We start from the raw sequence: 14,266 nt of genomic DNA on the forward strand, positions 1-14,266 counted from the left end.
TTCATGGAAGGGTTCTCCGCCAGGAGATAGGGCACCAGGTGGTAGGAATAGGCCTTGATCACGCCGCCGATCAGGGTCAGGCCCCAGAGGAACAGGAAGAGGCCCGTGACAAAGTTCGCCACGGCCACATGGCACCATTTCTTCACCCGCAGCAGGAACCAGATCCGCTGTCCCGGCACCTTCTCATAGCAGCGCCCCTCCAGGAACATCCGTATGACCACCGTCCGGCACACGCCTACCACGAATATCTGGAACAGGCACAGCAGGGCCAGCGCCCCCAGCAGCAGGACGACTACAGCCGCCTCGTCCGTCCCCACCAAGGAGCGCAGGCCCACCAGCAGGGTCATCAGATAGGCCCCGGAGGCCAGCTTGTTCACCACAGAGGCGAACACACCCCTGCTCCGGCCGAATATCTCTCCGCCCTCCCGCTCCGCTTCCTCTGCGTAGCTCCCTTCCTTTTCCCGGATCCGCTGTTCCCGGTCTTCCTTCTTTCCCTCCGCCACGTCTACCACGAATTCCGTGAAGGAGGTGGCGATCGCATCCGTGAACGTCACCCGAGTCTGGGGCGTCATGTCCTCCGCAAGGCCCCCGCCGGACCTGCCGGATCCGCCGGACATGACCAGCTCCCCGGCCAGCAGGGATGCCGCCAGACATAGCAGCAGGAACAGGAAATAGTGCTGTTTCAGCGCTTTTTTGGCGGCTGTCTTCATTTGTTTTCTTGTGTGCATCTTCTCTCTCGATTCTGTGATTATTTCTGTGGGCATGGGCCCGCGCATGCCCGCGGCATACAGCGCTCCCCTCCCCCTTAAGCCATTATATGTCCGGCAGTCCAGATCGGCAAGGCGCAGTTTCGCACGATATCTCTCCGTAACGTGGACACGGGCGGCTGTCATAAGCCGCCCTCATCATGCATGGCATCCTTTCCTCTGTTCATGGCATATTCCATGCGCCCCCCGGCGGAAAGCGGAATCCTATTTCCGGGATTTCCAGTCGGCGTCCTTCTCCTTGCTGGAGGCTGTGGCCTTGGCCAACTGCAGCACGATCTCGCTGAAGTAACGCTCAGGAATCTCTTTCAGGCAGTAGGAATTGCTGTCATTGGCCTCATCGTACACATAGCTGCCCCGCCTGATGCCTGCGGGCGCGCTGCCTCCGGGAGAGGCGCTGTCCCCTGTCATGACGCCCCCGTTTCCGGCAAGGACGGTCCCTCCCGCATTGTAGAACCTGGCCTCGTATACGGTCACATCGTCGTTCTGGCCTCCCACGAAGCTGCCGGAGAAGTGGAGTTCCACCCCCAGCGCCCCGTCCTCCCTGTAATAGCTGTAGAAGCCCCCCGCGTCCTGGACGGAGCCCCGATACCAGCCAAGGGCCATGAGCTTGCCCCCCAGGGACAGGTCGTTCACGATGCAGCCGCCGAAGCGCTCCAGGCTCTTTGACTCCCCCTCCTCCTCTGTCCGGTAGTACACCGGCCTGTCGAGCTGCTCGATGGGCTGGAGGATCTCATAGTCCTCAAGCTGCTCCTTCCAGGCGCTGCGGGAGTCCTCCGACAGCTCGATGGGGTGCACGATCCCTACCATGGGCACAGGAACGGCGCTTTCCCCGGATTTGCCGCCGGATGCGGCCGCCTTATCGTCCGCTTCCTCCCTGCTCCCGGCTGCGTCCTGCAGGCCTCCAGTCTGCTGTCCGGCATCCGTCTGCCCCTCCGGCAGCTCGAACTCGTCCTCGTCCTCTGTGTTGAAGGAGCCGTCCTCCATGTAGCGGAAGGTATTTACCAGTTTTCCGTCTTCGTAGATGCCCCAGATCAGCCCGGTGGCGAACTGGTGCATCACGGGGTTCTTCACGAACAGGTTCCGCCAGGCCTCCACGGTCCACTGCCTGCCGGTGGACAGGGCCATCTCCAGGCGCATCTTCTGGCTGCTCACCGTGGCCTTCATCTGCTTCTTCATCTGCTTGAATTCCTCGTAGGCCGCGGGCGCTTTCTCTTCATCGTCCCGCTTGCCCGGGGCGGGGAGGTTCTTCAGCTTCTTGCCGCTCTCGTCGAAGACCTCTATCTCCAGGGCAGTGGTGATGGTGACGGTGAACTTCCGCCCGCCGTAGTCGAACACCCGCTCCATATTTTCGTTAAAGCCCAGATCCGGCACGATCCTGTCCGCCAGCTCCTCCGTGGTGATGCCCAGCTGCGCCGCCGCGAACTCCAGGGCCTTCCCCGCCGCTGCCTTCACCTGTTTGAATTTAAATTTGCGCGATATTCCGTCAACAATCAGAAGCGCCTGGGGCTCGGGGCTTAAGGCCAGGGCCTGCACCGCCTCCGAGGCGATGGCCCCTCTGGCCGCATTGGGCCACTCCTGGATTTGGTGGTGGAGCTTCTTCACCATGTCCGCGCCGCCGTGGATGGACGCCGCGTAGAGCACCCAGCGCTTCTTGGACTCCGCCCCGGCCTCCATCCATTTGTCGAAGAGCTCTCCCACATAGACGGCGAGCTCACGCCGGTCCAGATCCTGGGCCAGGGTGGCGGCCGTAGGGCTCACGCCGCAGGGGGACATGGAGGCATAGCTTAAGAACAGGGCCTGGAGGTACTCCTCGCCGGCCTCCTCCCCGTCCTTTTTATGTACTTTGGAGAAAGGCGTCTCGTAGGCCCAGGCCAGGGAGCGCTTCTTGCCGCCCTTGTGGAGGTCTTTCACCAAATCCTCCCGGGTCAGGGCCTTTCCGCCCTGGTTTTCATCGGCGCCGCTGACATGGAGGGCTGTCTCCAGCAGGGTGCGCACCTTGCCGTTCTTCTCCTTTTCCAGGCTTTCCTTCAGGACGGGGGCGTATTTCCCGCTGTCCCATCTGGTCAGGACGCGGATGGCGATCTCACGCTCCGCTGCCTTTTTGGAGGACAGGAGTCTCAGCATATCCGCCTCCCAGTCATTGCACCGATAGAGGATTTCCAGAAGTTCTTCTCTGACGGCTTTGGAGCTGTCCTGGGAGAAGCCCAGGATTTCCTCTCTGTACTGCCCCGGATGCTGTCCCAGAACCGTAAGACCCAGGCATCTTCCTGTGCTGGCGGCCTCCCGGAAACCGGTTACGGCCTCTTCCCGCCTGTCTGCCAGGTATCCCTGGAAGATCTCTCTGGCGGCGTTCTTCAGCTCGTCCTTCCATCTGTCCATGTAGAGGGAATCATAGGCGTCCGCATAGCCGTTGAGCTGTCTCCCCAGGCTCAGGCCCGCCCTGTCCACCGCGGCGAAGAGGCGCTTCACCCTGTCGCCGCTGACTTCATTGCTCCCCTGTCCGTTCCCGCCCCGCAGGCTGTTGGCGTTGACATACCCTCTGTACAGCATCAGGAAGGCCTCGCAGCGGTCGCTCAGCGCGTCATAGCCGTAGGTGTTCTGATAGGCCTGGAGGATGTTCCAGTGGCTGCCGCCCCAGCGGTAGCTGGCGCCGCTCTGCAGCCCGTCCTCATAGGGGTAGAGCGCGGAGATCCCGCTGCCGTTCTCCAGGTAATCCCGCACCGCGGCGGCTGCCTGGGTGTCCACAATCTTCACCAGGGCGTCGACGAGCCTGGACTGCTGCCTGGACTTGTCCGTTCCCTTCCGCTCCTGGTACAGATCAGGATCCATCTTCTTCACGATGTCGTTCATCCGGTTGAAGGTATCGAAATCCGCTGATTTCATGCACTCCAGGAAAATCTCCCTGTTGCGTTGGAACTGGCTTTTCAGGATTTTGGCCTTTCCCTTGGCGGCGGCCCAGGCGATGAACTTCTTTTTGTCCATGGAGAATGTCTCGTCGAATGCGCCGCCCCTTTCATTCAAATCCCCCCGCAGGTCTATATTGTCCATGATGTCCAGCATGTTGGCCGTGTCCGCCGCAAGACATATCTTCAGCACGTTTCCCAGCACGGGGGACTGGGCGTAGTTGACGAAGGCCGTGCCGCCCAGGATGCGCAGGATGAACCGGTTCACCGTCAGGTTCGCCCTGACCTTTTTCAGTATCTTGTCGTCTACTTCGTCACGGTATACCGCATTTTTAATCTCGTCCATCTCCAGCTTCGCCATCTGGTTCCCGTAGAGGCTGTGCAGGCTGTTGGCCAGGATTTCCCCGTACTCCCACAGAAGGGCCATGTCCCCGGAATCGATCTGCACCGCTTTCTCCTCCTGGCTTCCCCCGCGGCCCAGGAGCCTGTTCATACCGGCCAGGAGCCCGCCCTGCCTGTCGGCAGCCTCCTCTTCCGTCAGCCTTACATTGGGGTACTTCATCCGGAAATAGGCCATCAGGAGGATGATCTTGCCGTTCTCCGTTCTGCTTTTCTGATACGATATGGCTTCGCGGATGGCGTCAGGCTGGTCGGCTGCCAGCTTTATCAGGTTCTGGATGGTGTAGCGGTTGATCATGTGCTCATTGTTGCCGATCTGGGCCGCATAGACTGCCGTCTGCATGGAAGTCTGCGGCAGGAGGATGCGGTTCTTGTCGTAATTGTAGTAGCCGTTCCAGGGCATCATCTCGCTGCAGGTGGACTGGCCCGCGGCGAACAGGATATGGGCCAGGCGCTCCGCCTCCTGGTCCCGCCCCTTGTTGATCAGGTCGATGCCCATGGACCGCAGCCTCGCCGCCACCTCCTCGGGAGCGGCGGTGAGGTCGCGAAACGCCAGCTTCTTCAGCGCCTCCTCCCCCGCCGCCCCGGAAAGGTAGTCCTCCGCCAGGGCGATTTCATCCGCCGTGAACAGGTTGGTCTGCTCCAGCAGTTCCACTATTTTAGCGGCTCTTTGATTTTGTGGGTTGATCATTGGTTTGGTTCCTCCTTTTCCTGTGCTTGTGAGCGCATTCCTTTATCGGTTTGCTGCTGTCTGTTGCGGAAGCGCTCGCTGGTTATGCGTTTATGCCGGCAAATGGTTTCGGGGGGCATCAATGTTTTAATGTTATTCCCCGTAATAATCCTCTCCTCGGGAATATTCGTTTTTTTGTTTCATTAAGTATAGATATTCGCTTATTTCCGTATAGATTCCTGCCAGGGGCCCGTTCTCCTGCGCAATCCGGTGGCGGTTCGCCGCCAGATTTTGCTCCAGGGCGGCCAGAAGCCCCGAGAGGTACTCCATGCCGTACTGGGCTGTCAGGGCCGCGGATTTCTGCAGGCCTTTAAGCGTGCTGTCATGGACGGTGGAAAAGCCGCTCTGGCACAGGTCCGCCATCAGGGAGAGGATTTCAGCGGCCATGTCCTCCATGACCAGGAATTTGGGCTTGTGGTCTGTGGATATGGCTGCTGCGCCCTCTTTGCTCTCCGCAGTTCCGGATGCTGTCTGTTCTGCTACGGCGCTTTCGTTTTCTCCGGCACTTCTGTCCTCTGTGGCTGTCGCTTCTGCCAGGGTGCTTCCGTTTTCTCCGGCATCTCCGCTTTCTGTGGCTGTCCTTTCTGCCGGAACGCTTCCATTTTCTCCGGCATCTCTGCCTTCTGTGGCTGTCCCTTCTGCCGGGACGCTTCCTCCTTGCCTGGCTGTAACGTCTACCGGGGCGCTTCCGCCTCCTGGCGCTGCCTCTCCGTCGGGAGCCTCGATTTCCAGCAGATCCACCGGATACATCCGAAGCCTCCCGTCCCGCAGATAGACCTTTCCCAGGAAGCAGGGCGGCTTCTTCCCGGAAATCCGCTCCAGGTATCGAATCGTGCCCGCCTCCTCCTTGGAATAGGCCACCTCCACCAGAAGCTCCCGGCCCGCCGCGTCATAAAGAGGCAGGGTCAGCCGCTGCTCTGTCTGGGAGAATTCCGCCCTGGCGCAGCTCTTTGGCTGGACGAACAAGGGCTCCACGCCCTTTCCCCCGGCGTCCTCCTGTCCGGTATCGCCCGGGCTGTCCGGCTCTCCCTCTTCCGCAAGCCATGTCCTCTGCTGCTTCCAGATCTGCTCCCGGAACAGGGCGCCGAAATCCTGATAATACCACTTTGCTATATCGGATACGTGCAGCCCTGCCTCCCCAGTGACCTCCCCTTTGGTCTCCTGGCTGGAGGACAGGCGGTTCCGGCTGTCGCATTTGGCCCCGTTCAGGTGTATCCTGACCTTCAGAAGATTCTCGAAGGAAATGTTCAGTCCCCAGGGAGCGCCTGCCTGCCGGTTCCTCCAGGCCCCCTTCTTTTTGGATTCGTCATAGAACACGGGCCTTGCGTTGGTATAGGTGTACCACTGTTTCGTCTTCTCTTCCAGGAAATAGACTGTCTCCCCCTCGTATCCCGTCTGGCTCCGGAAATGCTCCATGGCTATCCCGATCAGGTCAAGGTTCCCCACAGGGAGATAACCGGCCCGGAATTCTCCCGCCAGCTTTCCCACTGCCTCCTGCCCCGTGACCTGGCCTTCCATCTGCCCCGTTGCCTGCCCCAGGAGCTGTACCCGCCGGCAGAGCCTTGTCAGCTGCTCCATCAGGTCTTCCGTGCGGAAAACCGCCTTTCTGGCAAAGTATCTGCCGTAGGAGTCCGCCAGCGCCCGGAAATATCCCTCGAACCTGGAGAGCCTGGCATTGTGGCTGATGATGGCAAGCCGCTCCAGGTAGTCCGGCACGTCGGGGGACACCCGGGACAGCCCGGTGCCCAAAAGCTCCTCCAGGAAGCGCTCCATCTGCCCGGCCGCGTCCCTCACTTCCTCCAGGTCGTAAACCGGCGTGTCCGCCGTCTCCGCCCGGAGGGCCTCTCTGGTCAATACGCCAGTCTCCATCTGGCACCAGAGGATGGCGGCGGCCTTGTGCCTGCACAGTTCCTTTTTATGGCAGGTGCAGGTGGAATATTCCAGAGGGGACAGGAGCTTCACTGTCATCCCCTGTTCCGGCAGGTGGACGGTGACCACCGAGGACTCCTGTATCACCGGGCGGATGCCGCCTGCGGCCTGGTTGACGAAAGCCTGGAAATAGCGGCTGCCCAGGGCCTTCTGGAGCTTATCGAAGGGGTAGGCGTCTATCTCTTTCCATGCGGGGCTGTGTCGGTTTTTATCGACTACGTTTATGTCGTTATTTTGGTTTTGATTAGTGGAACCGCCCCGCCCCGGCACGATGCCGGAATCCGGAATGGGCTCCGATTCTTGGGTGGCTTCCTGTAACGGACTGCTCTTTGGATTTTGGGCGGCTACCTGTACCGGACCTCTCTCCGGTTTTTGGGCAGCTTCTTGTACCAGGCTTCCCTCCGGTTTTTGGGCTGCTTCCTGTACCAGACTTCCCTCCGGTTTTTGGGCTGCTTCTTGTACCAGGCTTCCCTCCGGTTTTTGGGCTGCTTTCTGTACCAGGCTTCCCTCCGGTTTTTGGGCTGCTTTCTGTACCGGACTTCCCTCCGCTCGCTGGGCGGCCTCCTGTACCAGGCTTCCCTCCGCTCGCTGGGCAGCTTCCTGTACCAGGCTTCCCTCCGGTCGTTGGGCGGCCTCCTGTACCAGGCTACTCTCCAACCGTTGGGCAGCTTCCTGCACCAGACTTCCCTCCGGATTCTGGGCGGCCTCCGGCCCACACAGGACCGGGCTTCCCCCGTCATCCGCATCCCTCGCATCCTGCCCATTCTCCGTGCCCGCTGCCGACAGGTTCTGCGCATCCTGTCCTGCGGAATCCGTGCCGCCCCTAAGGCAGCGTTCCCGCAGAATCAGAATCCCATGTACCACATGGCGGCAGATGCTCCTGGAGGGGCAGGTGCACTTGCTCTCCCCCAGAGGAAAGCGCACCGTCACGGTCTCCGCCCCCACCTTTACCACAACCTCTTCCCCCAGCGCGCCAATCCCGGCAGCGGCTCCTTCCATGGAACTCTCCTCTTCCATGGAATGCCCTTCTTCCATGTCTTTATAGGCCCGCTTGACAATTCCCTTATTGCTGATGCCGATCAGATAGTCGTCGTCTATCCCGGCCAACCGTTCTCTCCACTCATCCATAGAAATCTCCTCTTATTAATATAGTAATTCCTGTCATTCTTCCTGTCAAGCCGCAATGGAGCGCCAAAACCGCCCTTTATCCATACTGAAAAACAGCTCCGGGCCTGTGAGCACCGGAGCTGTATATTTTTGAAATGCCATATCCTGTTTTCACTGCGGGCTGCATACAGCCTTTCTCCCGGAAAATCTATATATGCAGCGATTAAATGCCGTTTATTTACTCCAGTATCCGGTCAATCCTCTCCCGCTCTTCCCGGTCAAACTCCACATTGCCAAGCATCCCCACATTGTCCAGTATCTGGGATGGCCTTGACGCACCGATTAGCACGCTGGTGATGTCCCCGTCCCGGAGGATCCAGGCCAATGCCATCTGGGCCAGGCTCTGTCCCCGCTCTCTGGCGATTTCACCCAGGGCGCGCACCCTGTCCAGGGTCTCCTCCCGGATGGAGCTCTCCTTCAGGAACCTTCCGTCCGTGCGGACGCGGCTGTCCGCCGGGATGCCGTTTAAGTAGCGGTCCGTCAGGAGCCCCTGGGCCAGCGGGCAGAACGTGATGATGCCGATGCCGTTCTTTGCCGCATAGTCCTTCAGCCCATCTGCCTCGATGCTGCGGTTCAGCATGGAATAGCTCCTCTGGTTGATGATGAAGGGCGTGCCCATCTCCCGGAACAGCTTTGCGATGGCAATGGTCTGCTCCTTATCGTAATTGGAAATCCCCACGTACAGGGCCTTGCCGCTCCTGACGATGCCGTCCAGCGCCCTGGCGGTCTCCTCCAGCGGCGTCTCGGGATCCGGCCTGTGGTGGTAGAAGATATCTACGTAGTCCAGTCCCATCCTGCCCAGGCTCTGGTCCAGGCTGGCCACCAGATACTTCTTGCTGCCCCAGTCGCCGTAAGGCCCCGGCCACATGTCGTATCCGGCTTTGGTGGAGATGACCAGCTCGTCCCTGTAGGCCCCAAGGCTCTTTTTCAGGATGCGGCCGAAATTCTCCTCCGCCGCGCCGTACACCGGGCCGTAATTGTTGGCCAGGTCGAAATGGGTGATGCCATTGTCGAACGCAGTCTGGCACATGTCCAGCATGTTGTCGAAATTGCCGTTGGAGCCGAAATTGCGCCACAGCCCCAGAGACACCGCCGGGAGCTTCAGCCCGCTGGCCCCGCAGCGGTTATATTGCATTTTTTCATACCTTGATTCGTCTGCGATATACATTTTTCTATCCTCCTAAGTAAATCTATATCTATGCTTTCCTGTCGATGCTCTCATCCCCTCCGACAAATCCACCTTTTCCCATTGCAGTATAGCATACAAAAAATGCCTACAGGAAAAATATTGTGAAATTAGCAAAAAAAGATTGCATGGTCCCTCTCCTCCATGTATACTATAAGCAATAGAAGGGCTATATGCCTTTCATGTGGGCTGACACAAGAATCCGAAATTCATTCCAGACTTCGGGCGCTGGACGGTTGGCTGGCAACGGAAAAACCAGAGATTCATTCCAGACTTCGGGCGCTGGACGGTTGGCGGACAACAGAAAAATCAGTCAGGAAGAGGCGAGATTATCTGCTGCGGCAGGTAGATCGCCTTTTCGCATTCCCCACTCCCCTCACGCAATAATCTTCCCCATCCACCCCGCCAGCTCCTCCGGCGTCATAGCCCCCACGAAGGCCCCCATGTCCGACAGGGTCTGGGCGGCGTTGCGGTCATAGTTGGGGTTGGCGTCCATGTCCAGGGCTGTGAGCACCACCAGCTTCGCGCCGCTCTCGATGATTCCCTTCGCGGTGCTGTAGAGCCGCTGGTAGCCGCCGCCCTCGTAGAGGTCCGTCACCAGCACCACCATGGTCCGGAAGGGAAAATCAATCAGTCCCTCGCAGTACCCCAGGGCCCCGGCGATATTGGTGCCGCCGCCTAGCTGGACGCTCATCAGGGTCTCCACCGGGTCCTCCACATAGCCGCTTAAATCCACCACATTGGTGTCGAATATCACCAGCTTCGTGTCCAGCATGGGGAGCCTGGCGAATATCCCCGCCATGATGGCGCTGTGGATGACGGAATCCAGCATGGAGCCGCTTTCGTCCACGCAGACAATCACCCGCCACTGGTTGTATTTCTTCATCCGCGAATTGAAATATACGTTTTTCAGTACAAGCTGCTGCCGCTCCCTGTCATAGTTCTTCAGATTCCGCTGGATGGTCTTCTTCATGTCCAGGTTCCGGGCGGACTTTACCGGAGAGCTGGCGTTACGGTTGATCTGCCCGAAAAAGGAGACCCGCACCTCCTGCTCCAGCTTCCTGGCAATCTCCTCCGCCACTTTGCGCACGATTTCCCGGGCCAGGGAGAGCACCTCCCCCTTCATCATGTGCTTCAGCTCCAGGATGGTCTTCAAAAGCTCCTTGTTGGGCTCCAGCCTGCGCAGCACCTCCGGGTCTGTGAGCAGCTCTGTCATGCCGTACTTTTCCAGGGCGTGGCGCTCCAGAATCTCCACCGTCCGCCTGGGGAACAGCTTCTTCACCTGGTGCAGCCAGTCCGGCACGGTGAGCTGTGAGCCGTCGCTGCCGCCCCTGCGGTCTTTCCGTATCTCCTGCTCGTCCCCGTACTCTCTGGAATACAGATAGTCCAGCACATTTTCCATGTCCATAAATTTTAGGTTCACGGCCCCGGAGGAAAAAGGAATCTGCCCTGACGCATATTTCCCCAGCACCAGCCTCCAGCGGTTCAAAATCTCCTGTTCGTCTGCCATTTTTATCTCCTAATTGAGTCGCTGCGCGACGGCACTAAAGAGTAAAGTCCCTTCGGCGCACCTTTATGAGAGGAACTTTCATTCGAAAGTGCCTCATGAAAGTTCCTCTCGTGCGCCTTCGCGACTTTACCGGCCAGCGCATCAACGCTGCATTCGCGACTTCACAAAAGCATCCAGTTCTTTCCCATAAGCATACCAGTCCGGGTAGACCTCCTGCCGCTCCAGGATGTCTCTCTGGCCCTTTCCGTGGATTCCCGCGGCCATGGACGCGATCCTGTCGATCTCCCGGGGCGTGAAATAGGCAAAGGCCATACGCAGCTTGGGCAGCAGCTCCAGGAATTCCTCCTCGGAAACCGCGCCGTAGAATCCGTCCAGCATCCGCAGGAACTGCTCTCCGATGAACACCAGGTCCCTGGCCGTGAAGAACAGCCCTCTGAAGAACTGGGCCGTGGAGAACAGCTGCTCCCTGGTCCCGCTCAGATACCCCCTGCAGACCATCTCTATCTTTTCCGCCGTCTCCCGGCCGCTGCCGTAGAGGATACCGTGGACGCAGCCGTTCAGGCCCGCGTTGATCTCCCCGTCCAGCGTCATCTTTTCCAAGACATCATAGTAGTCATCTCTCTCCCGGCCCTCTGCCCCCTGCCGCCCCGTGACCCGGTACAGGAGCTTCACGGCGTTCATGCAGGGGTCCAGATCCTCGTCCTTGATCCTGGTCATGGAGGGCAGGAGGCCGATCAGTTTCCGGCAGCCGATGGAAATCAGTTCCCCGAATTCCAGTCCGGAGCCGTACAGCGTCTCCAGCTCTTCCATCATCATCAGGCTCTTTAAGGCCTCCGCCATGGAATAGAAATCCGTGTCCGCCAGCATCAGCTGATGCACCCGGGAAAAGACTGTCTGCAGCTGCCCCTGCAGCCCCATCTCGAAGACCCTGGTCAGCAGCAGGGCGCTCTCTTTGGCCCCCAGCTCCCGCTCCAGCTCCTCCTTCACCAGGCTCACCGCCGCCTCCTCAATAGTAGCGCCGTAGACCGACACCTCGATCAGGGCGGCGTCCACCTGGGCGTTCCATTTGTACTTCCAGATCTCCCGCATCAGGTTCCTGTCCTTTTTCAACTGCAGGTTGGGGCCCTTCACCTTTTTGGCAAAGGCAGTGTCCAGGTAGAGCATGCGGTTGAAGAACATGCTCTGCTGCCTGTGCCTGGGATTGGAAAATATGGACAGGGTGGACTCCGACTCCAGGGTGGAGGTTATCTTCAGACAGAACTGCCTGCACTCTCCCCGGAAGTCGTGGAGGATGGGCGGCACGTCCGCCTGGGGGCACAGCGCGCCCACGGCGTTCCCCGTCATGAGCCCGCGCAGGATCCGCATGGGCGTGTCGGAGGCCAGATTGTATTCCCCCTTCACAAAGGAGGAGAGCACCGCGTCCTGCAGCTCGTAAGCCCCCGGCTCCCGCTTCCCCCGCAGCTCGGCCAGGCCCTTTGCCATGGCGCAGGCGCAGATTTCGTCATAGGTGGACAGATACCCCTCCCTGCGCCTGGTCTCCTTGCCCGATGCCACCACCATGTCCAGCACCGCGTCCCCGTAAGGGACATCGGATTCCGCTGCCCGCTCCCAGATTTTCTGGTAGAATCCGGGAAAGGGCATGCCGCTGGCGTAGCCGTTCAGGGCGTCCGCCGCCTCCATGGAGTAGGGCATCAGGTACACGCCCTGGTCCTTTTCGGGAACCTTGCCGGTCTTGCCTTCTGTCCGCGCCGCTTCCTCTTCCCCTGCCAGCAGCGCCCGAAGCCCCGGCGTGTGGAAGCCCCCCGTGACCGCCAGCACCGTGCCCCCTGTCCCTGCCAGCTCCCGGGCGTGCTCCCCGATCCGCTTCGCCATATGCGCCTCCCGGGCCAGGCATCCGTCCTCCTCCATGGATTCCCGGGGCGTGTTCTCCCTGGCCAGCCCGCAGTACACCAGCAGATTGTCGAACCAGCGTTTGCTTTCATCCCGCATACCGTTCAGTTCGAAATACTTCTCCCAGAACTCGTCGAAGCTGCGCAGCCCCGTCCGCTCGCAGAGCTGACGCAGATAGTCGTTTCGGGACAGCAGATAGTCGTCGTTGTAATTGCTCTTCTCCTCTTCCTCCTTCCGCAGGCCCTTCCCCTCCCGGGAGGCCGCCAGGATGTCGCCGTAAGGCAGGTCGATGAAAGCCGTCCGGATCCCCAGCCGTTTTCCCGCCCGGAATGCCGCCAGCTCCGGCGAATAGTCCAGAAAAGGATAATAGCATTTATAGCGCTCCTTGTCCTCCGAAATCCGGCCTGACTGGTCATGATAGGAATAATAGATGGCAAAGGGCGCCTTCGTCTGGTCATGGACCATCACCGGAATCAGGGAATCCGCATTGTCCGGCCCCTCCACCAGGATGACGTCCGGCCGCAGCTCCTCGATCGTCCGGTCCACATGGTACGCGCAGGCGGGACTGTGATGGCGGACCGGAAGCAGGATTATCTCAGCCATTTCCTTGCTTCGTAATATTCTTTCCATAATCCGCCCTCTTTGCTGCTCTTGTCCCGGATCACCGTGTTGAAATACCCCTTCACCTTCTCCAGGTCGTCCTTGTTTTCCTTGGAGATCGCTCCCACCAGGTTCTGCACCAGGCTGTCCATGGCAATTCTCCCGTCCCCATAGTAATAGCCTGTGATCATAGCCTGGTAGTACACCGACACCGCCTCCGCCGTGCTCATCACCGCCGACGGCCTGTCGATCCTGTGCCCGTAGGAGGAGACCCCCTCCCGCAGCTCGTGGTAGGTGGAGGCCAGAATCTCCGCCACGTCCTCGTCCACTTCCATGGCCATATGGCTCTCCGCCGCCAGCTTCTCCACCTCGTTCACGATGATCCGCTTCTCCATCGCCGCCTCCCGCACGGGCATCACCGTCTCGAAATTGAACCTCCTCTTCAGGGCGCTGCTCATCTCGTTCACGCCCTTGTCCCTGGTGTTGGCCGTGCCAATCACATTGAAGCCCGGCCTGGCGAAGAGGAACCCGTCGTCCCCCAGCTCCGGCACGTTGAGCACCTTGTCGGAAAGCACGCTGATCAGGCTGTCCTGGATCTCCGCGGGCGTCCTGGTGATCTCCTCGAACCGGGTCAATATCCCCTTCTCCATCCCCACGTAGAGAGGCGACGGCACCAGGGCCTCCCGGCTGGGCCCCTGGGCCAGCAGGAGCGCGTAATTCCAGGAATATTTTATCATATCTTCGGTAGTCCCCGCCGTGCCCTGGATGGTGTTGGTGCTGACCCCGCTGATGGCGGCGGAGAGGAGCTCCGAGAGCATGGTCTTGGCCGTGCCCGGCTCCCCCACCAGCATCAGGCCCCTGTTGCCCGCCAGGGTCACGATGCAGCGCTCCACCAGCGCGTCGTTGCCGAAGTATTTCTTTTCTATGGTATATTCTTTTCCGTTGTACAAGACGGGCTTTGCACTCCCCAGGATGAAGGTCCGCACCGCTCTGGGGGACATCTGCCAGTTCTCCGGACGGCTGGCTGTATCGTTGGCCTTTAATGCCTCCAGCTCCTCCCGATACCGAACCTCCACCGGAGGTTTTATGTATTGCTCCATTGTCTCTGCCTCCTGTTCTGCCATTTTGCCGCATCGCCCCGGCCCCTTCCCCTGCCGTCCGGCGGAATGCTTAGGATAAGTATAG

The 14,266-nt window shown here is 59.8% G+C and carries 6 protein-coding genes and 1 pseudogene; all 7 read right to left on the bottom strand.

The window, feature by feature from the left end:
* Nucleotides 1-764 (bottom strand): annotated as a pseudogene (locus Q2B33_RS05485) (hypothetical protein); the annotation flags it as partial.
* Nucleotides 765-971: 207 nt separating this feature from the next.
* A complete protein-coding gene (locus tag Q2B33_RS05490; RefSeq protein ID WP_300566166.1) occupies nucleotides 972-4,760 on the bottom strand; it encodes a DUF4132 domain-containing protein in 3,789 nt (1,262 codons plus the stop codon).
* Between the two features lie 132 nt (nucleotides 4,761-4,892).
* Entirely contained in the window at nucleotides 4,893-7,856 is a 2,964-nt protein-coding gene (locus tag Q2B33_RS05495; protein ID WP_300566164.1) for an SWIM zinc finger family protein, read from the bottom strand.
* A 217-nt stretch (nucleotides 7,857-8,073) separates the two neighbouring features.
* Complete coding sequence (locus Q2B33_RS05500; protein WP_300566162.1) at nucleotides 8,074-9,063, bottom strand: aldo/keto reductase; 990 nt, start codon at nucleotides 9,061-9,063, stop codon at nucleotides 8,074-8,076.
* 394 nt (nucleotides 9,064-9,457) lie between these two features.
* Entirely contained in the window at nucleotides 9,458-10,591 is a 1,134-nt protein-coding gene (locus Q2B33_RS05505) for a VWA domain-containing protein (protein ID WP_300566160.1), read from the bottom strand.
* Nucleotides 10,592-10,732: 141 nt separating this feature from the next.
* The gene (locus Q2B33_RS05510) at nucleotides 10,733-13,084 is read right to left on the bottom strand and encodes a DUF5682 family protein (protein WP_300812641.1); all 2,352 of its coding nucleotides are present in this window, start codon (nucleotides 13,082-13,084) and stop codon (nucleotides 10,733-10,735) included.
* Nucleotides 13,072-14,181, bottom strand: a complete 1,110-nt coding sequence (locus tag Q2B33_RS05515; protein ID WP_300566156.1) for an AAA family ATPase — start codon at nucleotides 14,179-14,181, stop codon at nucleotides 13,072-13,074. Before Q2B33_RS05515 ends, Q2B33_RS05510 begins: the two co-directional genes overlap by 13 nt.
* Nucleotides 14,182-14,266 lie beyond the last annotated feature (85 nt).

Source organism: uncultured Acetatifactor sp., from assembly GCF_948601915.1.
In the GTDB taxonomy this organism is placed as follows: domain Bacteria; phylum Bacillota; class Clostridia; order Lachnospirales; family Lachnospiraceae; genus Acetatifactor.